The 21584-nt window shown below is 48.7% G+C and carries 15 protein-coding genes; 5 read left to right on the top strand and 10 right to left on the bottom strand.

The window, feature by feature from the left end:
* The first annotated feature begins 340 nt into the window (after positions 1-340).
* On the top strand, positions 341-3970 hold the full coding sequence (locus ACR6Z4_RS28185) for a WD40 domain-containing protein (RefSeq protein WP_479720674.1): 3630 nt from the start codon (positions 341-343) through the stop codon (positions 3968-3970).
* On the opposite strand, the gene ACR6Z4_RS28180 is transcribed toward ACR6Z4_RS28185, so the two are convergent.
* The 9 genes from ACR6Z4_RS28180 to ACR6Z4_RS28140 form a co-directional block, all read right to left on the bottom strand.
* Positions 3944-4777, bottom strand: a complete 834-nt coding sequence (locus ACR6Z4_RS28180) for a hypothetical protein (RefSeq protein WP_479720673.1) — start codon at positions 4775-4777, stop codon at positions 3944-3946. The two genes, ACR6Z4_RS28185 and ACR6Z4_RS28180, sit on opposite strands and share 27 nt — an antisense overlap.
* Before the next feature lie 67 nt (positions 4778-4844).
* Entirely contained in the window at positions 4845-5726 is an 882-nt protein-coding gene (locus tag ACR6Z4_RS28175; RefSeq protein ID WP_479720672.1) for a phosphate/phosphite/phosphonate ABC transporter substrate-binding protein, read from the bottom strand.
* An 86-nt stretch (positions 5727-5812) separates the two neighbouring features.
* Complete coding sequence (locus ACR6Z4_RS28170; RefSeq protein ID WP_479720671.1) at positions 5813-6793, bottom strand: Tll0287-like domain-containing protein; 981 nt, start codon at positions 6791-6793, stop codon at positions 5813-5815.
* A 377-nt stretch (positions 6794-7170) separates the two neighbouring features.
* Positions 7171-10098 carry an NHLP bacteriocin export ABC transporter permease/ATPase subunit gene (locus ACR6Z4_RS28165; RefSeq protein ID WP_479720670.1) on the bottom strand — a complete coding sequence of 976 codons (2928 nt, stop codon included), beginning with the start codon at positions 10096-10098 and terminating at the stop codon, positions 7171-7173.
* Positions 10099-10100: 2 nt separating this feature from the next.
* A complete protein-coding gene (locus ACR6Z4_RS28160; RefSeq protein ID WP_479720669.1) occupies positions 10101-12323 on the bottom strand; it encodes an NHLP family bacteriocin export ABC transporter peptidase/permease/ATPase subunit in 2223 nt (740 codons plus the stop codon).
* A 39-nt stretch (positions 12324-12362) separates the two neighbouring features.
* Positions 12363-13802 (bottom strand): NHLP bacteriocin system secretion protein, encoded by a 1440-nt coding sequence (locus tag ACR6Z4_RS28155; protein ID WP_479720668.1) that lies wholly within the window; start codon positions 13800-13802, stop codon positions 12363-12365.
* Positions 13803-13998: 196 nt separating this feature from the next.
* Positions 13999-15096 (bottom strand): cyclic nucleotide-binding domain-containing protein, encoded by a 1098-nt coding sequence (locus tag ACR6Z4_RS28150; RefSeq protein WP_479720667.1) that lies wholly within the window; start codon positions 15094-15096, stop codon positions 13999-14001.
* 449 nt (positions 15097-15545) lie between these two features.
* Positions 15546-15728 (bottom strand): hypothetical protein, encoded by a 183-nt coding sequence (locus ACR6Z4_RS28145; protein ID WP_479720666.1) that lies wholly within the window; start codon positions 15726-15728, stop codon positions 15546-15548.
* A 1322-nt stretch (positions 15729-17050) separates the two neighbouring features.
* Complete coding sequence (locus ACR6Z4_RS28140) at positions 17051-18061, bottom strand: hypothetical protein (protein WP_479720665.1); 1011 nt, start codon at positions 18059-18061, stop codon at positions 17051-17053.
* A gap of 228 nt (positions 18062-18289) precedes the next feature.
* On the opposite strand from ACR6Z4_RS28140, the gene ACR6Z4_RS28135 reads away from it, so the two are divergent.
* Together ACR6Z4_RS28135 and ACR6Z4_RS28130 are read left to right on the top strand one after the other, a co-directional pair.
* Positions 18290-18436 carry a hypothetical protein gene (locus tag ACR6Z4_RS28135; RefSeq protein WP_479720664.1) on the top strand — a complete coding sequence of 49 codons (147 nt, stop codon included), beginning with the start codon at positions 18290-18292 and terminating at the stop codon, positions 18434-18436.
* A 260-nt stretch (positions 18437-18696) separates the two neighbouring features.
* The gene (locus ACR6Z4_RS28130; RefSeq protein ID WP_479720663.1) at positions 18697-19221 is read left to right on the top strand and encodes a peptidoglycan-binding domain-containing protein; all 525 of its coding nucleotides are present in this window, start codon (positions 18697-18699) and stop codon (positions 19219-19221) included.
* Positions 19222-19404: 183 nt separating this feature from the next.
* Here the strand turns inward: ACR6Z4_RS28130 and ACR6Z4_RS28125 are convergent, their stop codons facing one another.
* Positions 19405-20013: an RNA polymerase sigma factor gene (locus ACR6Z4_RS28125; protein ID WP_479720662.1), complete on the bottom strand. Its 609-nt coding sequence runs from the start codon at positions 20011-20013 to the stop codon at positions 19405-19407.
* A gap of 259 nt (positions 20014-20272) precedes the next feature.
* On the opposite strand from ACR6Z4_RS28125, the gene ACR6Z4_RS28120 reads away from it, so the two are divergent.
* Together ACR6Z4_RS28120 and ACR6Z4_RS28115 are read left to right on the top strand one after the other, a co-directional pair.
* Positions 20273-20866 (top strand): nucleotide-binding protein, encoded by a 594-nt coding sequence (locus ACR6Z4_RS28120; protein WP_479720661.1) that lies wholly within the window; start codon positions 20273-20275, stop codon positions 20864-20866.
* The gene (locus tag ACR6Z4_RS28115; protein WP_479720660.1) at positions 20859-21272 is read left to right on the top strand and encodes a hypothetical protein; all 414 of its coding nucleotides are present in this window, start codon (positions 20859-20861) and stop codon (positions 21270-21272) included. Before ACR6Z4_RS28120 ends, ACR6Z4_RS28115 begins: the two co-directional genes overlap by 8 nt.
* Positions 21273-21584: the final 312 nt, after the last annotated feature.

Raw genomic sequence — 21584 nt, 5'->3', positions numbered from 1 at the left:
TGTGAGAACCCGCGCGGAGCGCGGGTTCTCACAGAACCTTTGTCCCAATCAACCCCCCGACGGCTACAGCAGGCTAATGCGGCTTGTGAAGTCTTCTGTTTCACAGGAAACATAAAACAATATTAGTGGGCACTGTTTAATCCAGTTCTGCAACGCCAATCAGCGATCCCATAAGATCCTTTAGAATTAAATCGCTAGCTGTTTAGTTAGAACAGTGGATGGTTATGTTTCAAATGGGTGGTATTTTTTTGAAACGCTCCTATAGTGGGTATTTCAAACAATAAGTACTTCAGCAGCATCAAAACATTTCCCAAGTGAATCAACGATATTGAGTGCATCAATGGAACTTGAGACAGCAGTCGAATTCACGGACTCCCTGGTGTTTGCTCATACCGGCAAGCACCTGACAGATCTTCAAAGAGCCGTATTTAGTGCGTCCTGGCCGTTGAAAAATAAAAGCTACGATGAGATTGCCGATAGTTTTGGGTATTCTCCCAACTACATCAAGCAAGATACCGGACCAAAACTCTGGAAGTTGCTGACCGAAGTCTTAGGTGAAAAGGTTAGTAAAACCAACTTTAAGTCTGCGATCGAACGGCGATGGCACGCTGATGCGGCAGCTACTCCCGGAGGTGTTGCTCATCCCTCAACCATGCAACCGACTCAGACAATTGCCCCGACGCCTGCTGTAATCGGAGAGATGACTCCACTCAAGGGTTCTGCGACCTCCCAGCAAGATTGGGGAGAAACGGTAGATGTCTCGGTTTTTTATGGTCGTCTCGAAGAATTAATGCAGCTTCAGGATTGGATTGTCAATGACCATTGCCGGTTGGTGGCAATTTTGGGCATGGGAGGTATGGGAAAGACTGCCCTATCCGTGAAACTTGCCCAACAGCTTCAGGGTCAATTTGAGCGGATTATCTGGCGTTCTCTGCGAGATACGCCCACGTTGAAAGATATTTTGGCGGATGTGCTGCAATTTTTGCATCAAAGCCAGGAAACAGATTTGCCAGGAGATACGGCGGGTCGAGTAGCACGGTTGATTCAAGAGTTGCGGTCTACCCGTTGTCTGCTGATTTTTGATAATGCCGAGACGATTTTACGCAGTGGCGATTGTGTCGGGCAGTATCGAGAAGGCTATGAAGAGTATGGGGAACTGTTTAAGCAGATTGGTGCCGATCGCCATCAAAGCTGTGTATTGTTGACCAGTCGAGAAAAACCCAAAGAAATTGCTTTATTAGAAGGAGAATCCTTACCCGTTCGTTCGTTGCAATTAAAAGGCTTGAAGGTTGAAGAAGGTCAGGCTATTTGTACCCTGAAAGGGAGTTTTACGGGGTCAGAAGGCGAGTGGCAGCAGTTAGTCGAACGCTATGATGGCAATCCTTTAGCACTGAAAATTGTTTCAACCACAATTCAAGAGTTGTTTGATAGTGATGTCTCTGAGTTTTTGCAGGAAGGCACGGTTGTTTTTGATGACCTGGGAGAATTGCTAGATCAACAGTTTGATCGGTTGTCTGCGTTAGAGCAAACGATTTTATATTGGCTGGCAATTAAACGAGAACCAACGTCACTGCAAGAATTGCATGATAGTTTAGTGTTTCCGGTATCCAAGCGAGAATTATTGGAAGCGGTGAAATCTTTAGGTCGGCGATCGCTAATTGAAAAATTTGCTGCCAGCTTCTCGTTCCAATCGGTCGTGATGGAATATGTCACAGACCGCTTTATCCAGCGAATTTGTCTGGAAATTGCCAGCGGAGACATTGATCTATTTAACAGCCATGCTTTGATTGAAGCCCAAGCCAAGGAATATCTGCGGCATATTCAAACCAGCTTCATTTTGAAACCTGTGGTTGATAAATTGCTTGCAAGTTTGAAAAAGAATGCCGTTCATCAGATCAAGCAAATTATTGCTACTCTGAAAGCCGAACCGATGCTAGAACCGGGATATGCTGGGGGTAATGCGCTCAATCTGTTGTGCAGTTTGGATGTGGACTTAAGAGGCGAAGATTTTTCCAATATCACGATCTGGCAAGCCTATTTGCAAACTGTCAATTTACATCAGGTGAATTTCACCGGAGCTGATCTGGCGAAATCAGTCTTTGCCCAACGGTTGACTAGTTTTGGTGCGGTCACGTTTAGCCCGGATGGGCAATTGCTGGCGACGGGCGATGCGAGTGGTGAGATTCGCTTGTGGCAGGTGTCAGACGGTCGGCAACTGGTAACGTGCAAGGGGCATTCGGGATGGGTGCGATCGGTGGTCTTTAGTCCAGATGGATCACTGTTGGCGAGTGCCAGTAGCGACCAGACGGTGCGCCTGTGGGATGTAGACAGTGGTCAATGCCTCAAAGAACTGCGAGGACATGCGGCATGGGTGCGATCGGTAGCGTTTGATCCGGCGGGTCAGCTCCTGGCGAGTGGCAGTGGCGATAACACCATCAAGTTTTGGGATGTGCAAACGGGAGACTGTGTGAACACACTTCAGGGGCATAGCTCCTGGGTCTGGTCGGTGGCGTTTAGCCCGGATGGTCGGCGGTTGGCGAGTGGTAGCGAAGACCAAACTCTGAAGCTGTGGGATGTGCAGACTGGCGAGTGCCTCAACACCTTTCAGGGGCATACGTTGTGGGTGCGATCGGTGGTCTTCAGTCCAGATGGTACCCTGCTGGCAAGTGGCGGTGGCGATAACACCATCAAACTGTGGGATGGACAAACAGGCGAGTGTCTCAAGACCTTGCAGGGTCACAATCATCGGGTGCGATCGGTGGTCTTCAGTCCAGATGGTACCCTGCTGGCAAGTGGCAGTGGCGACTATACCCTGAAGGTGTGGGAGGTGAGCACCGGGCAATGCCAGAAGACCCTGTATGGCCATAGCAATCGCCTGGAGTCGGTGGCATTCAGCCCCGATGGCACGTTATTGGCAAGTGTGGGAGAAGACCGCACAATGCGGCTATGGGATAGCCATACCGGACAGTGCTTAAGAACATTACAGGGATATGCAACCTGGGTGCAGTCCGTCGCCTTCAGTCCCGATGGGGCATTATTGGCGAGTGGCAGCGAAGACCATCAGATCCGGTTTTGGCAGGTTGAGACGGGGCAATGCCTAAATACGATTAAAGGGCATACGGGGTGGGTGTGTTCGGTCGATTTCAATTCGCAGGGAAATCTGTTGGCGAGTGGCAGCAGTGACTATACGATCAAACTTTGGGATGTACAAACGGCGCAGTGCCGCACTACGTTACAGGCAAGTCGTTGGATCCGGGCGATCGCCTTTAGTCCCGATGGCAATCGCTTAGTCAGTGGCAGTGGCGATCGCATCCTCAAGCTCTGGGATGTGGTGACGGGCGAGTGCCTCAAAACCTTTTCAGGTCATACCAGTTGGGTCTGGTCTGTGGCATTTAGCCCCGATGGGCAAACCCTTGCCAGTGGCAGTTATGACCTGACGGTAAGGGTGTGGAATGCTAACACCGGCGACTGTCTGAATATTCTTCGGGGGCACACCCGCTGGGTGCAAACGGTAGCATTTAGCCCTGACGGGCAAATTCTTGCCAGTGGCAGTTGCGACAACAGCATCAAACTATGGGACGTGGCAACTGGAGAATGCCTCAAAACCTTTTCAGGTCACGCCAGTTGGATACAGACGGTGGCATTCAGTCCCGATGGGCAAACTCTTGCCAGTGGTAGTTGCGACAGCACCGTCAAACTATGGGACGTGGCGACTGGAGAATGCCTTAAAACTTTTTCAGGTCATACCAGTTGGATCTGGTCTGTAGCATTTAGCCCCGATGGGCAAACCCTTGCCAGTGGCTCTCAAGATGAAACCATCAAACTCTGGCATCTGAAAACAGGGCAGTGTCTCACAACCCTGATCGCCAAACGCCCCTATGAGGGAATGAATATCACGCAGGTAAGAGGGCTGACCGACGCACAAAAAGCCACCCTCAAAGCCTTAGGCGCAGTGGAGGCGACGGTATAACCGCATCGCACCCAGCGAACCGACAAACAGCAGAAGCACCCATGTATTCGACGGTTCGGGCACAGAAGCAATCGTCTGATTCAAGTTATAGGCAACCAGGGTTAAAGCGGTAGGACTGTCAAAATAACGAGCGAAAGACCCGTGAATCGTGGCAGACGCTGACGTTTGCTGACCGCCCAGCAAGCTATCGAGCGAACGTTGACTCGAACTCAATGTGATGCCAGCACTTTGATCGACAGCCAATGTATTGGATGAACTCAGCGATCGCAGCTGACTCGAAATCGTAAAAAAGTCGAGGGGGTTGGCAAACGTTGTATCAGTCGCGTCATATAAACCCAGGAAAATCACACCGATGGCAACGGCAGTTTCAATATCGGGTTGATCAATAACTGTGCTGAGGTTCAATGTCGCATTAAAGTCAAACGAAAACGTTTCTCCCCCGTCTACAAAAAACGATACCCCAATCACTTCCGCTAAGCCTTCGGCAATACCAACATAGGCACTTCCAGTTCCCGTAACCTGGCTCACCGCCGTGGTCTGCGCCTCTGAGAGAGGTGATTGATCAACGAGAAAGAAGGCATCTGCATCCGCCGTACTGTTGACGATACCGTTCCCACCGATCGCCTGAGTATTGGTAACGGTAAACGCATTGACATCTGTTGGCAATTCGCTAAATTGATTCAGCGTAAAAGTTGCCTCTGAGCGGGATAATGTTGCCGACCAACTGGGCACCGCTAATAGTGTATTCGCACCGATCACCGTCACCAAAGACGCCAAAACATTGGTCGCCAATCGATTGAATCGCATGGTTAAAACCTCAGTAGGGGATAAGAAGTAAGGATGGGGTAACAGCTAACAGCTAACAGCTAACAGCTTATTGCGTGTTCTCTTCGCCCAGAAATTCCAGGACTGCGGGTTTTTGTTTGACCTGTGCCTCCAGGGGTCTGACTTTTTCGACTAATTGAATAAACTGCGAATAGTCTGGTACGGGTGCGTTAGAGATGTAGCCTGCGTCTTCAGCAATGCTGGAGTCGGCTTGACTCATCACCGTTTTCAGAAATTCTTGATTCTGGAGCGAAACCGTGGGAGAAACCAGGACAGATCCCACTGGAATTCTGCGACTGGTATGCAGCACCCGAAACCTGGTTTCACCAAATTGGCTACGGTGTTGCCGAAATTCTTCTTCCGATAACGCTCCGGCATCAGCAGTGCCCTGACTGAGCCAATCTAAAATATCTACGGGGGTCGGTGCAAAGCGGATTTCTGCCAGGGTTAAACCATATAGATCATAGAGAGGCAGATAATAGCCTGTAGCAGACCCCACTTGCCCCAGTGCCACCGTTTTGTTTGCCAATTCACCAATATCCTGGATGGGGCTATCGTCGCGTACGACCAGAACTGAACGTAAGTTGCTGATGCCCTGTAGCGGCAGGAGCGGGGTGTATTGATATTTGCTGATGGCGATCGCCGCTAATCCTGGCGGTGCAAAAACAATTGCCCATGCCTGACGACTGATCTGTTGAATGGCTTGCAATTCATTCAACGCAGGTTCCAGTTCAATAATTTTATGAGTAGTTTGTTCCAGATAGGCTTTGAAGCGATCGTATTGGTCTACAGACTGAGTACTGGCATCATAACTGACCAGACCAATAATCCATCGCTCAATCGGACCTGAGCTACTAGTTTGCTCACAACTCGAAAATCCGAAGGCAAGAAGTAGCCCAAGCTGAGATAACAGAAGGCGGCGTGAAAGCATACATGCTGATGACTAAAGGATGAGGTTGAGAGACATGATCCCCAGGTGTGGATGGCAGATCTATCCCTTGCTGATGCTGACAATCATTACAATCTACCTGGATCTGTTGAATCCGCTGATTTATCGACACTATAGCGGCTACTGCGGCGACCACTACGGTATTGATCCAGCCGTTGAATTGCCATCATCAAACTCATCTTCATCCGAGAAAAGGCATCTGCTAAACTCCCAACCTCATCATTCGAAGTCCGTTCAAACTCTGCTTCTGTATTCCCCATACTGACGGCTTCCGCAACTTTGGCAATGCGGTTAAGCGGGCGAACAACATAGTGCTTCAGCCAGAAGTTGACGGTCAAAACGGTTGCTGCAAAAATCAGTGTGAATACACCGATCTGCACCATAAATGATTTCTGAACATTTTGTAGAACGGTGGTTGACGGCACAAAAATCATCTGGGCACCGACGACTTCATTCAGTTTCCAACCAAAGCCATTGGCTGTGCCATATCGCTCAATCATACTGGACGGTGCAGCATCAGGAGTGCTGTGACATTCCAAACAACTTTCTTTAGAAATGGGCAGAGGTCGAGCAACATAAAATAGTTTGCCACTGGGAGAGTTATAAAATCCCCGTTGTTCTTTGAGCGCAGTATCTTGCCGGAAGCGTTCTACAATGGTTGACTCAAACCCATCAGCTTTGTCTCGGAGATTGGTTGGGTTGAGGGTGGCTTCCTTATAGAAAAATTCTTTATACGCCTCGTTACTACGCCACTTTTCAAACACTTCACGGGCGGAGTAAGCGGGGACTGTTTGCGGCAAAAATTCAGTTTCTAGTTTATCTGCTAGCTCTGGTTTGACCTGTGTGTTGGTATAGTCTCGCACCGAGTTCATGGTTTCCATCAACATCAGAGCTTGAGATGTAATTTCATTTTGCGCACTGGTGTTTAAGATCCGAGATAACGTGATGCCGCTGGCAATCACACCGCCAATAAAGACTAAAACTAAAAGCAGGGTGAGTTTCTGCCCCAGCTTGAGGTTGCTTGCAGCAGATTGAAATGGTCTGATCATGGCGGACTCCATATAAAAATAATGATTAAAGAATGAAGGCTTAATTGTTTGCGAAAGCCCCATCACACTACGCACTTGGGTGAGGAGGGGAGCAGAGGTAGAATCCCTGCATGAGGCACTGCCCCACACCCAAACGTCCTAATGTGAATACGTAAAGCGATAGGTCATCAGGCGTTCACAAGTCAGTTCACAAATCATATTTAGAACCGTTAAATGCTTTCATCTCAGCTATTTAAAACATCAGGAAGCCAAAACAAGATAAGAATCAACAGACACGCAATACATAATCCAATCGTGAAAAAATCCACAAGTTGTATCCTCCCTTTTCCGGAATCGGGGTTGCCAAAATTTCGCTTGAAATCTGCAAACAATCTGAATTACTCCAGTTGGCGAGCTGCAAGCCGCGCAAATAAGCCATCTTTTTCCTGTACCAATTTGTCAAAATTGCCAACTTGCACCACTCTGCCGGACTCAACAACATAGATGCGATCGGCATCGCGAATTGTGCTCAGACGGTGAGCAATTACAATTCGGGTCGCATTCATTTTGTTGAGGCTTTCGGTAATGATGGATTGTGTGTTGTTATCCAGCGCACTGGTAGCTTCGTCCATCAAAATAATCTTGGGTTTTAGCACCAACGCCCGCGCAATTAACAATCGTTGACGTTGTCCACCCGACAGGTTGGTACCCCCTTCACTGATGACGGTATGCATGCCCATGGGCATTTGTTTGATGTCATTGGCAAACCCGGAGTTATTAGCGGCTTCCCAGGCTTCGTCCATGGTGACTAATGCACCGCCCGTAATAATTTCGTAGATCGATCCTGTGCTAATTCTGCCGTTTTGCAGCACCACACCCAGTTGCCGCCGTACAGCGCTGACATCCAACCCTGCCAGATCTTGTCCATCGTAATAAACGGTGCCAGAAGCCGGGGTTTCAAACCCCAGCAGTAACCGAAAGATAGTAGATTTGCCGCTACCGGAAGGGCCGACCGCAGCGATGAATTCTCCGGGTTCGGCATGGACACTGACATCATCTAAAATCAGTGGCCCATCTTCCCGGTACCGGAAGGTGACATGATCCAGCGACAGGCGACCCGTCAATCGACCGGGATCGGTTTTGCTGGGATCGACTTCTGGTTCTGCTTTGACAATCGACTGTGCCCGTTCCCACAACGGCACGATATTCAGTGTGCTGATGAAAATGTTGCTGAGATCGCGTGCGCCCTGGATGAAGATGCCAAACGCAGAGTTAAACGCTAAGAAGACTCCGGCACTCAGCCCTGCTCCTCCCTGACCTTGAGATTGCTGAATAAACAGAATGGCAAACCAGAAGAGCAGTGTGGCGCTGATGGTGGGCAGCAATTCGTTAAATACAGCGACGCTGTCGTCGAGCCGCTGGGATTTTGCTTGCAGTTTTTTCTGCCGACTGTATTCTTTGCCCCAGTAAGCAAAGGCACGTTCTTCGGCAGCAGCAACGCGCAGTTTGGCAACTCCGTTGATCAGTTGGACGGTCAGACCAAGCAGCAACCCGTCTAACTGTTGCAGGGGACGCACCAGACGCAGGTTGAGCAGACTCGTAGAGAGGGTGACAAACACGGCGATAAATGCCAATACGCACGCCACGATCGCCAGTTGCCAACTGTAGACAAACATCAGCCCCAGGTTGAGCAAGGCAAACACACTGCTGAAAACCGTGCGCAGGGTGGCACCGCTGACCTGCCGCCGAATTTTGCCGACGGAGAGGACGCGCGATTGGATATCGCCGGAGGAATATTGCCGGAAAAATGAGGGTTTGAGATTGAGTAGAGCATCCCATACAGCCGGTTGCAGGGTGGCGTCGGCTGCCGTTTCTACGCGCAAGCTGACGATGCCTCGCGCCATTTCAAAGGTCGATTGTCCGATGGCGACGGCAAATAGGGCGAGTCCCAGTTGCCACAGCAGACCGCGATCGCTATCCGGAATGGCACTGTCGATCAAAATTGCAGTTGCCTGCGGAATCACCATCCCCAGCAACGTGGCGGCTATGCCTGTGAGAATCAACAGCAGTACATCCGTTTGATGACCTTTGAGGCTGAAAAACAGCAAATCTAAGGGTTGCTTGACCTTCCCTGCCAGCGGTCGATAGAACATAAACGCTTCCGGGGATAGCGCCGATGCAACTCGCTCATCAACCGGAATGCGTTCGTAGGTGATCGGGTCAAACAGTTGATAATGTCCTGATGCGACGGGCAGCAAGGCGACAGGGTTTTGCTCAGACTGGGTGTATGCCAGCAAAGGGCCGTTATCGCGTTGCCACCAGCGATCGCTCAAGAGCACTCGCCGCATCCGAATCCGGGAAGCACGGGCGATCGCCTCCAGGGGGTCTTTGATCCGGTTCAGTTCTTCCGAACGGGCTGGAGGTTGAATGGTGATATCGAGTGCCCGTCCTACGGCTCCGGCAGCGATTAGCAGGGCAGTGCCTTCGCTAGGCAAAGCGGCTTCTCCGGGCGGACGCAGCACTGAAGCAAGCTCGTCCAGGGCAGCTTGCGTCACCTGGCGATTCAGGTGTTCTCTTTCTTGAAACCGTCGAAATGCCGCTTCTGCGTGTTGCTGCGTCAGCATTTCCAGGTAATGCAAGAAGTATTGATGCAACTGCCACAGACCCACCACTAATTGCTCTGGGGTTTCCAGTTCATGGGTGTCGAGCAGATTGATTTCAATGGTGTCTGTGGCGTGCAACCAGAGGCGATCGCTAAACGGCAAGATCACTGAATCAGCAGTCAGCGGAAAGGACTCGACCCCCATCCATGTGGTGGTGCCCGTGCGCATTTCGACCCAGACGACGGTGCCCGGTGCTGCCTGGAAGGTTTGCCCCTGGGTCAAAGACAGCGACTTTCTGCCCATTCCAGAGACAGTGGCGGGGGGGGTGGGCGTGGCGTGAAGCGCTGTGCTTAAGTGAGCCATCCAGTTCATGAGCCAGGTGTCTAGCAAGCGCAAGGCATCTGGTTCGTTAACGAGGGTGTGGTGGCTAAAGTTGTGCAGCGAGATTTTCAGTAATTCGGTGGCTTCGATGGCAACAGCAACAATGCCGCGATCGCCCTCTGCCTTTACCTCTGTGCCAAACAGCGCCTCTTCTGCTTGAGCGCTAAACAGATATTGGCGGGCACCCTGTGGCTTGCCATGCTTGACCGCAACGGTAAAGAGATTGACCGAACCCGACTGAATCAGCCAGACTGCCTCCGGATCGTCTAACAAGACGGGCTGATTTCCTTTAATTTTGTAGACTTGCGGTTGCAAATCTTTGCTATCGAGTTGTTTCAGCATAACTATTGCTCTTGGAGCGCTCCTCCTTCGCTGTGGATCAAGTGGGCGTACGCGCCTCCCTGCCGACTCAAGTCCTCATGAGTGCCCCGCTGGACAACCTTGCCTCGTTCCAAAACAATAATTTCGTCGCAATCTCGAATCGTACTCAGGCGGTGAGCTACCACGACACAAGAACACCCCCGTCGCCGCAGATTTTGATCGATAATCAACTCCGTTTCTGCATCCAGGGCGCTGGTAGCTTCATCGAGCACCAGAATGGAGGGATTTCTCACCAATGCTCTGGCAATTTCTAAGCGTTGCCGTTGTCCGCCACTGATATTTGCCCCGGCTTCGATCAACTCGGTGTCATACCCTCCCGGCATCAGGAGGATCAGATCATTAATAGCGGCATCTTTGCAGGCTTTCACGACATCCTGATGGGGCACTGTTTCATCCCATAGCGTCAGGTTTTCGGTAATGCTGCCAGCAAACAAAAAGATGTCTTGCTCAACCATCGCCACCGAGTTCACCAGAATCGGACGGGGAATGTGCGATCGCGGTTTTCCATCAAATAGAATTTCGCCGTCCCAGGGTTCATAAAGACCGCAGATCAGCTTTGCCAGCGTGGACTTACCTGACCCACTGCCTCCGACCAGTGCCACTCGTTCGCCCGGTCTAATAGAAAAACTAAAATTTTCAATCAAAGGGCCTGCCAGACGACTGTAGCCAAAGGTGACATTTCTTAGCTCGACATACCCTTCCATGCGGAAGGAATGGACATCTACGTGATAGTCGGTTTCTGTGCGGTTGGCTTCTGGATCGGTGGGATTTTCCAATACATCATCCAGGCGATTGAGATCGCCTTCTAATTCTTGAAGCGTGCTACCGAAGTTGACCAGACTATTGACCGGCGCTAAAAAGCTGCCAATGAGAATTTGGAAGGCAACCAGCATACCAATCGTGAGGTTGCCATTCATCACCCGCAACCCGCCGATCACCAGGACGGACGCCGTAGCTAAGGTGCCCAGCAACGTCGGTAAGACCGATAGAATCTGGTTTTGTAGCCCAAGCTGTTGTTGCGAATTTACTGCCTTGGCGTAATATCCAGAAAACTTGGCAAACAGGTCAGCCTCCAGACCCGACGCTTTGACCGTTTCCATCGTCTGAATGCCACCGATCGCCACCCCCGACACTTTGCCATACTCCTGTGCCAGCCGCATATTGGCATCGACCCGCGATCGCGACAACGATTGCAGAGCAAAGAAATTAACACTGGCAAAAAAGATGCCAATCAGGGTCAAAACCCAGTCATACAGAAACATGACGATCGCATAGAACACGATCATGATGCTGTCAATTACAGTAGTGGCAAGACGACCGGAGAGGGTATTGGCAACTTTATCATTCAGTTCCAAACGACTGCTGATCTCACCGGCAAAGCGTTGGGCATAAAAGCCAATGGGCAGGCGGATCGTATGCCAGAGAAACTGCCCCGACATTCCCACCGATAGCTTTAACATCAGCCGCCGTAAGTAATACAGCCGCAAGCGTGCCAGCAGCCCAATCAAAATTACTGCCCCCAACATGCTGATAATCAGCGGACGCAGCCATTCTTGCCGACCCTGAACCAGAATTTCATCGACAAAGACCTGGGCAAACGCAGGCACAGCCAACCGGGGAACGGTCAGCAATAGACCTGCCAGCAGACAATACAGCAATGCCCCCTGCACCCCCTCAAGCCGTCGTCCTAAGCTCTCAAAAATGCTGGGTTTGCGTCCGCCTTTCTGAAACTCGGGCCCCGGTTCCATCACCAGCACAACGCCGGTGTATGCCTGGTCAAATTCGGCAAAGGAAACCGTACGCGGACCTGTCGCGGGATCATTGAGAAAGACGCGATCTGGGCTAAATCCTTCTACTACTAAAAAGTGATTGAAATTCCAAAACACAATATAGGGCGGACGCAGATCTCGCAGCTTTTCCAATGGCATTTGAAAGCCTTTGGCTTGAAGTGCATAACTGCGAGCGGCTTTCATGACGTTAGAGGCTTTACTGCCATCCCGAGAAACGCCACACTCTTGCCGCAATTCGGGCAGAGGAACAACCCGTCCGTAGTAGCCCAAAATAATTCCTAATGCCGCAGCACCACATTCTACAGCCTCCATTTGTAAGAGGGTCGGGGTTCTGACTCGACCGACTTCTGGAGGCTTAAACAATTTTGACTTCAGGATGCCTACTATGTGACGCATTGTTCCTCTGAAAGGAGTAAATAGTTGTAGATCCGCCAATTAATTGCCGGTCAGCGATTTGAGTAGAGGAATGACATAGCTAATCGGCGATCGCTCTCCCACCTTGACCCGCACAATCGTCGTCGTTGCTGCCGAAAACTTTTGCTCGGGCCCCTTCGAAGACGACCAGGCATAGCCACTGTAGGTCGCCGGGTCGGCTTCTAACTGAGCAAATACTTCAATGGTGTGACCGTTAGCAATCAAGCTTTGAGCGGTGTCTTCATTGCCAATCAAAACCGTTGCCCCTTGTGACGTAACAGGAAACGATGACACCGTAGTGACTGAGCCAAGAATGCCACCAAAGCGCTCTCGTTTGACCGTACTGGGTGTCACCTGAATTTCCATCCCCGGTTCGATCTGCTTGCCATCTTGAATTGTGAAGTAGGCAACGCTCGATAGTTGAGTAGAATCTGTTTCAACATTGATGGTGGCAACGTTGCTCCCCGCACTGACAAGCTGCCCCGGAACAGCAGCAACTTCCACAACAACACCATCAAATTCACTTTGAATCTCGCTAGAATTTTGCAGCTTTGCTTCTAAAATCGCGATATTCTGCTTTACTGCCTGAATCTGATTGGCTCGACTATTGGTGGATTCCAAATTTTGTTGGGCAAAACTGGTAGCCTGGGTTTCCAGTTCTCGCAGTTGCGCTTGCAGTTCTGAGATCGTCGTCAGATTTGCCAAATATTGCCGTTCGGCGTCAGCTTCTTGCACATCCAATTGTTTCAGTTGCGATTGGGCATCGGCATAGGTCGCCAGGGTGCTGAGATATTCTTGTTGTGCTTGCAACACCAGATCCCCAGAGATTGCCCCTTCCGCTAAGATTTCCTGACGTTTTTCTAACCGATCTTGCAAAATGGGCAGCAACGTCTGAAGCGCTTGCAATCGCTGTTCCAAATTCCGTCGATTTTCACGCAATGCCTCAAGACTACTATCCCGCAAAACTGGCGTCAGATCTTGCGCATTCCGCAGTCTTTCGAGTAGCGTTTGCCGTTGTTGTGCCGTCGAACTGGCTTCTTGCGTAGTCCGCTGACCTTGTAGAGAACTGGCTTCTTGGGCTTGGGCTTGTAACTCCGCCAGTTTATTCTGCTCTTCCTGTAGCTGTTTCTCTAATTCTGGATCGGGCTGGAGGGTGGCAATCACGTCCCCTTCTTTAACGGTGTCCCCTGCTTCCAGGTTCATCGTCACGACTTGCCCAGAACTTTCCGATTGCACAGAGACTACTTTATGAGGATAAATCAATACACCCTGTCCAGTCACCGTGATTGGAATCCGTCCCACCGTACTCCAAATCAGAGCGAGAAAGGTTAAGGCACCTAATGTCGTCAAGGGTAGCCAAGATTTAGGACCGACCACTTGCATCAGCTGGTCTAATTGTTCCGGAGAAGATAAACGCTCCAGCGACTCTTTTCTGAATAGGTCACGTTTTTGATCTAACATTTGCCTCTATCCCAAATACGCTGTGCCGTAATAATCAACCTAGAAATAAATTTGGTGCTCTGTTTGAGTGATGCGGTGTAGAAGTCCGTTACAGAGGGGTAGTACCCCAGCTCCTTTGTTCACTCGCATGGATTGGATCAACGACTAACAATTCATCTGAGACTTATAAAAATTACGGGTTAATAGCGCAAAAACATCAAGCGCCTTTAACTTTGAGTCGTTTTAGCAACCAATCAAATCTGGCTCCGGCTAAGGTAACGTTGTCTAAAACATTGAAGTCAATTTCATCGGCATAGTCGATGTTTTCGTTCAACGTTTGTCCTTCGTCATAAATACGTCTGCCGTATCCAATCCGCCCGACAATGTCGCGGAGTCTGTTTAATAGCAAAACGGATAACAATCGGTAAAAGTGGGAGGCAAACACAACGTCCTGGTGCAGTTTGACGTAGAGTTCTTGTTTGGGCACCATCAAAACCAGCGAGTCTTCCGAAGCTTTGATCGTGGTTTCGGGGGGGTAGTCGTCTACGAAAGGCATTTCTCCGACAATGTCGCCCCGCAATAGTCTGGCGATCTCTCGGACGGATTCACTGTCGTCAAGAGACGTAAAGACAACAGCCAGAGGATTTTGGTCTTCATCGGAGACGGAAACACTCATCATGCCATTGAGCAAGATGTATAGCCCATCTACGGGTCTGCCTTTATGAATCAAGACTTTGCCAGCAGGAATTTCTTCCCGTTGTCCGGTGGCAATCATCCAGTCAATATCGCTGTCACTCAATTCGCCAAAGACAAAGAGCACTTCTCGAAGTTGAGAGTTTTGGGCAAATCTGCCATACCCCAGCTGATTGACAATCGATCGCAGTCGATTGGACAGAAGAATGGCGATCGCCCGATATAAATGAGCTGCAAAACTCACATCTTGTTGAAGTTTGACGGTTAGCTGCTGTTGAGAAATCGATAAGACGAGTGAATCTTCCAGCGCTCTAACAACAGTCGAAAGCAGGCGAGAATCCAGCAGGCATTCTTCCCCCGTAATTTCGCCACTGGATAGTCTGGCAATCTCTCTTTCTGTGCTGTCGCGTCCTTCTAAAGCCGAAAAAGCAGCCGCCAGAGGGTCACTTTCTGCTTGAGGAACAGCAATGGTCAACGTGCCCTCTAGAACGAGATATAAGCTGTCAGATACTTGACCTTGCTGGAGTAAGATCTCGCCAGCCGCCAGTTCATCGCGCTTTCCCGTAGCGATTATCCAATCGATATCGCTATTACTTAATTCTTTAAGTAGAACGCTTGTCATAGCCCACAATACCTAACGTTGTGCTGACGAGACGAGAAGGGTGAGTGAATGCCTGATTGATTAATTCCTTCACACCTGTTTGCATGAACTCCTTCATTCATAAGCATCTGAACTTTAAGGGCGTGACGTTGAAATCTCTAAATCTCTATATGAGAATTTATGATTCTTTCAACGGCAAGCCCCTATCAGCAGCAAGCTACATGAAGTGCAGCAAAGTAAAGCAGATCAGGACATTAATCAACTCAACGGAGCTTAAGTGAAATGGCAGTTAGACCGAGGCTTGCTGATCCCTCGATGGGTCTGACACAGAGTCACTCAAGCCGTGAGTAATGTTTGAAAATCAAGCCGATCAGAGGCATCAAAAACTATGAAATTAAGGAGCGTAAAACCCTGGTGCGGGTAATCTCCTACGCCCCAGATGCCAACTTAGATGATGATAAAACCCCATTTCAACAGATCTGATGGGTCTCGCTATCCGCAGGGTTGGGGTGAGGGGTTTGAAGACTTTTATCGACAGTAACGCCTCCCGCTACGGATTCTAGCGTTTCATCTGATAATTCCATGGAAGAGTCTGTTGCAGTTGTCGTGGTGTCTTCAGTCGATTGGCTGCTGTCGTCAGTCTCGATTGACATACATCCTCCTGTTGAACTTGTGAGTAGAAGAACTCTGATTTGCGTGTGACTCTGGTCAGTAGATGGGTGTATTTAATTGAGATAGCGTTGGGAGTTTGGAATCATAACCCCCGATCCCTCTGCTTGCAAGTCGTTAGACCTATGTACGGATATCAATCTTTTAGAAGCTTTGGCAGGATGGGGGAAGTAGGGAAGTTCATCCTCAAATGAAAGGACAAGCCTCGTAACCCTTGGTTGTGCTTAGTTTCACAAAAGATTGATATGAGCTGTTTAAGCGAATGCGATTGAAACTTCAAGGCTATTTCCAGAAAGACTTGTCAGTCATTTAAGGAAGTCCAATTGAAAAATAAGATTGCCCCGGATAGAACAATCGATGTGAAAGATTCAGAAGTTTCAAGCAACTTTAGTCTTTGTAATCAGTACTATAAAGAATATCTGAAATAGTTGTAAATATAGAAATGTTCAGAAAAGTTGAGGACGTTATGAAACTCCCCACACTTGTGATGAATGAACTAATTGATTGTGTTAAAAATCACTCATGAATCAGTAATTTAACTGAATACGATTGGATGTGGAAAACCAGGGTGTGTGCAACTCATACATCATAAAGAAACACCACAAAGGTGCTTCACACAAAATTTCTAATTAAAAAATATACTCATCCGATACGGCTTGACGGTCTATAACGATCTGTTGGGCTTGAGCATGATGGCGCACATACAGTACATAGACTCTATCGCCGTTTATCTCAAAGAGGATTCGATAAGTATTGTTACGTTTACCCTGGCAGATCTGTTGCACCGCTTCCTGAGTGGTGCTGTTTTTAAGCTCATGGCTAGTCTGAAACCCACTTATTTTTTGTTTTGGAGGGCGTGACGGCTCTGCCGTCGCACCCAAGAACTCCGACCGGCAGACCCACCCCCAACCGCTACTAAATAGCAACATTGCAGCCTTTTAGGAATGGGAATTAAATAACTCCGATAATTTGTTGTACGGGCGAACAGCCGTTCGCCCCTCCAAACGATTCAATATTCGCTCTTATTTACTCCACGATCCTTAGTCGCCCTCGATCATGTTGGCGATCGCACGCCCATTAACCGTAGGTCACAATGGTATGTGACGGGTGAAACTTGATAGTTTTCGTAAAAAACTACTTGATTAGTTGCGCGAACCACAACTAATCAAAAGATTCATGCGATCGCTTTAACGTCCTACAGAAAAGCAATCTATTATGATTCTTGCTTAAGATTAAAAATGCAAATGGACTAGATCCGGACTAAACCAGGGTTATTTTCTGCCCCCTGACATCCCAATCTCCAATATCATGCATAGCAATCAATCATCCAGGAAAACAGTGTTTGACACAAACGCAGTTGCTGGATGTCTGCTTCTGCTTGAGCGACCAAATTAGCCTTTCGTTCTGACCAGGGCAACGTATCCGGCAGTTGCTGGACTAGATCGATGGCACTATGCGGTTCTTTGCGTTGCAGTGCCGCCTGGGCTGCTGCTAAAACACGACCGTAGTATTGCTCTTGCTCCTGATATTCCAGCGTTTGCAGTAACGGCTGAAGTTGCCGCTGCCAAAACAAGTGGGAGGTAACCTGGTTGGCTTCCTGGCGAGCCGTCAACACATCTTGATTGCTCAGCGCAGCACTGACAGCTTGCAAGTGTCGCTCATTATTCAACCATTCAGTCTGCATTTGCTCAATCGAGGCTTGAGCCGCTTCATATAAGGGGCTACTTTGAGGAATAGCCTGGAGCACAGCCAAAGCTTGATTGAAATGATTGCTTGGCTCTCGATAATATTCCCAGGCAATGTCATACATCCGCTGAGAAAAGTGTCGGATCAATTCCTGCACCTGAGCATTGTCCTGGTGCGTCACAGCTTCGCTAAGAATGGCGATCGCACGTTTATAGTCTCCTTGATCTGCCAAGGTTTTAGCCTTGTTAACCTGCTGGGCAATCCAATCTTTTTTGCAAGCCTCTCGCAGCAATTGAGCCTCAGGAAAAACCAATGCCTCTGAGCGAATTTGCTGGACTTCAGACCAGCAAAGATAAGTATCGCCTGTTTGCTGATAGGCACTGGCGCGATCGAAAATAAGCTGTTGTTGATGGTTAAAGTCTTTCCGAGTGCGGGCTTCGATCGCCAGATAAGATCCAATTCCGGCTGATAATAAGAGCACCCCGATCGCAGTAGACATCCCCAATGCCAGCCCAGACTTCAACCAGTGCAACGGTTGTTGAGGTGGCAGGCTGGATGTGGTGGCGTCAAACACATCAGAGGCATGAGGCGGTTGCAGGCGGGAACGGTTGGGGCTGGAGTGAACAGGCATAACGGCTCCTTAGGCTTGAATCGAAATCAGTCGGCGCAAGTCAAACAGATGATTGTTAATAAAAAATACGACCCTCAACCAATAAAAGGCTGAGGCATGATCGATTTTGGGGATGCATTTGAACGTGAACCCAACGGGTTCACGTTCAAATGCATCCGGCTATTTAGCAATGCCAGGGCTGATTGCTTCGTTGGGCTATAGGTAAAATTCTGACGGTCACCATTGCTGATGAGCGATTCTGACATGTGTTCAGCTAACGACGGCAAGGCGATCGCAGTCATCGTTAACCGATCGGGTTCAGGTTCAACATTGCTCTACTTAATTAGTGGAACCCAAGACTGGAATGTGACAACCCTATTTCAGGTCACAGATTAGATTGCCACAGCCGACAATGACACACGCGGACAATGACACACGCGGACAATGACACACGCGATAGAACTCCGATAATTCTCTCTGAAAAGATGTATCAAGAAAACGTGAAGAAGTGCTTAGAATCAGGATTTTCATGTCACATCCAGTCATTGCACAACACTAATTAAAGCAGGGACAAAACACAGTCTATTGCCGGATGCAGAATGAGCTGCTTTCGATTCTTGTTGTGGAACGCTTGAAATCATGACTAGGGAACTACTATGAACACAACTGACCAGTATCTGACACCTAAAGATGCCAATCCAGACATTAGGTCAGATTGTCCAGAGGTCGTTCGAGAATACTGCAAACTCGCCACCAAAAAACAGCTGTCCCCCGCTGAGACGGATCGAATGCTTGCCATTTTGCAAGACGCAGAGTCAGACGGGTGGTTAGATTTTTGGATCAATGAGGCGGATCATTTCATCGCTCATGAGCTAGATCAGACTCACCATGCCAGCATTCGTGATTTTGAAAATCAGCAGGCGTATCTGCGCGAGCATCTAGAAAATAGCATCACTAAAGATACGTATGCCGGGTTGTTCAGGGAAATTGAATGTCGCATTAGACTGGCATTCAAAGAACTGCAACAGCATTTGAAAAACCGAGGCTTTGACCCTGGTCCAATCGATGGAGTGTTAGGGATGCGAACAAAACAGGCGCTAGTCGCTTTTCAGACCGCCAGCAAACTTGATCCCAATGGGCTTCCTGATGAAACGACCCGAGAAGCACTGGGTTTGAATTAACGCACCCAATCACCAGTCCAGCTAAGACCGTTAGATACCCAGGTTGGTTGTGTGTGAGACATCGTCTCTCCTACAGCGAGCCTGGGTTATTCATCGAATACACCCGTAAACAAAAGTCTGCTGCGCAGTGCCCAACAGACATGAGATACAAATCCGCACACTCATTGTGACTAAGGTCTGCGCCTATAAAACGCGAGACTTAAACGGTCGATATTTGTGAAATTTTTCGCGCAGACGTTGCATTGCCCGCTGACCTCTTTTTCTCAACGTCGCTTCATCTTGCCAAGGTTCGCCAAGTTCTATCAAGCAGCGCTGTACTTCCTTCCAGGATAGCGCTTGCAATGTTTTCAGCCGAATAATGCGGCGATCGCTCTCATCCAAATCTTTCAACGCCGCCAACACAGAGTGAATGTCTAACTCCATTCCTCTTTCTTCAATACATGCATTTTCCAGCCGCTCATCATCCAGGGTTTGGCATCGTTGAGCAGTACGACTCCATTCATTGATGATATAAAATGCGGTGGTTCTCATCCAGGCTTTGGGGTTTCTGATCGGTTCCCCCGTTTTCAATATTTGCGTCACCCCTCGCATATAGGCTTCGTTAAACACTTCATGCTCAGAATGCAGCTTATCTAGATGAAACTGATGCAGGGTTCGCCGAATAAACGAGAACAGCGATCGCGCACGCGGGTTGTTAGCTTGTAATAAATCATAGATGTCAGTCCTGAATTGCACAAACTCTGGTGGCGGTGGCATATTACTGGGGAAATAAGAACATCGGTGATATGGCATAACAGTAGATGTGAGGAGATGTGATGGTCGAGTGAGCGGAATTACCTATTAGTGTTGCAATGATTCTTGATGTGACAAAAATGTGACAGAAATATAGGTAAACGCTTTTTATATTTCTACGTTTTTGTATTTCCGGATTTTTGAATTTGCGAAATTCCAAATACCTAAAAATTCAGAAATTCAAAGATTCAGCAATTTGCAAATAGACAAAGGCACCAATCCGCCATAGATTATCTTGCATACATGATTGGTAATTTTGATGCTCGTGACCTGTACCAGCGCTAAGGGGGGAGTTGGCAAAACCACAAGCGCTGTCCATATTGCTGCCTTGCTTGCCAACGATGATAAGACATTGCTGATCGATGGCGATCCAAACCATAGCGCACTCAAGTGGGCAAAGCGGGGAACCCTTCCGTTTCAGGTAGTAGATCTGATGGCAGCACCAAAACACACCCGCAAATATGAGCACATTATTTTTGATACGCCTGCCCGACCCAACAAAGATGACCTAGAAGCACTGGTCGAAGGGTGTGACTTGCTAATTATTCCAACGACGCCAGACATTCTTAGCATCGATGCCACGCTAGAAACCGTGGATATGCTCAATGCTTTTAAGTGCGATCGCTTTCGGATTCTGCTGACGATCATTCCACCTGCCCCCCGCAAAACTGGAGAGCAAGCCAGAGAAGCGCTGTCAGAGCTACCCCTATTCCAGCATTCCATTAGACAGTTTGCTGCATACGAAAAAGCAGCACTGGACGGGATATTGGTTTATCAGGTCAAGGATCGGAATGCTCGGATTGCCTGGAAAGATTTTGAACGGTTGGGAGAGGAGATATTAAACCATGGCTGAGAACCCATTCAAAAAAGCGATCGCCAGTCGAACTGAACCCGATGTAGAAGAGCCTGAGGTAATTCAGCCAGAACCCCCAAAACCCAAAGCAAAAACTAAAACAAAAGCAAAGCCAAAGGCAACTCCAGTCAAACCCGTCATAGAACCCGTAGCAGAACCTGTCGTCGAGAAAAGAGGCAGAGGTAGACCTGCCACCGGAAAACGATCAGACGATGCCTGGATCGGTCGAACCTTTTACGTCAAGCGGGAGACTGACTTAGATGTAGAGATGGAGCTTTTGAAACTCAAGCGCCAGGGAATAGACATTGATAAATCCGAATTGGTAGATTTGCTGCTGTTTGCCTGGGTGAAATGGCAACAAGGTGAAAATTTAGAAATTCACCTATCTGAAATTTCGCCAATGTGAAAATCTAAAAATTTGAATCTTTGGATTTTTACCAGAAGGAACACACTAACCCAGGTTCTCTGGGCGTTCCGAGTATTAAGCATTGTGTCGTAGACCGCAAAGGATCCAGGCAACCATCAGTACCACCAGAAGAACAGAAACAGGATAGAGCCAGTGCTCTTAAGCTTTTTCAAGATGACAGAGTAAAATCAAGACGATCGCAGAACTGCCCGATACTCAGTTTTCTCAATGGAATCCCAGATTGGGTTGAGCTACATCTACTCAACCTATGTTCCAGGTATCGATCTGTTGCGTCTCTAACCCTGGTTGGTA

The sequence above is a fragment of the Calyptranema fuscum S582 genome, assembly GCF_055793305.1.
The sequence above is the reverse complement of the archived record's forward strand: the minus strand, read 5'-3'. Positions and strand labels throughout refer to the sequence as shown.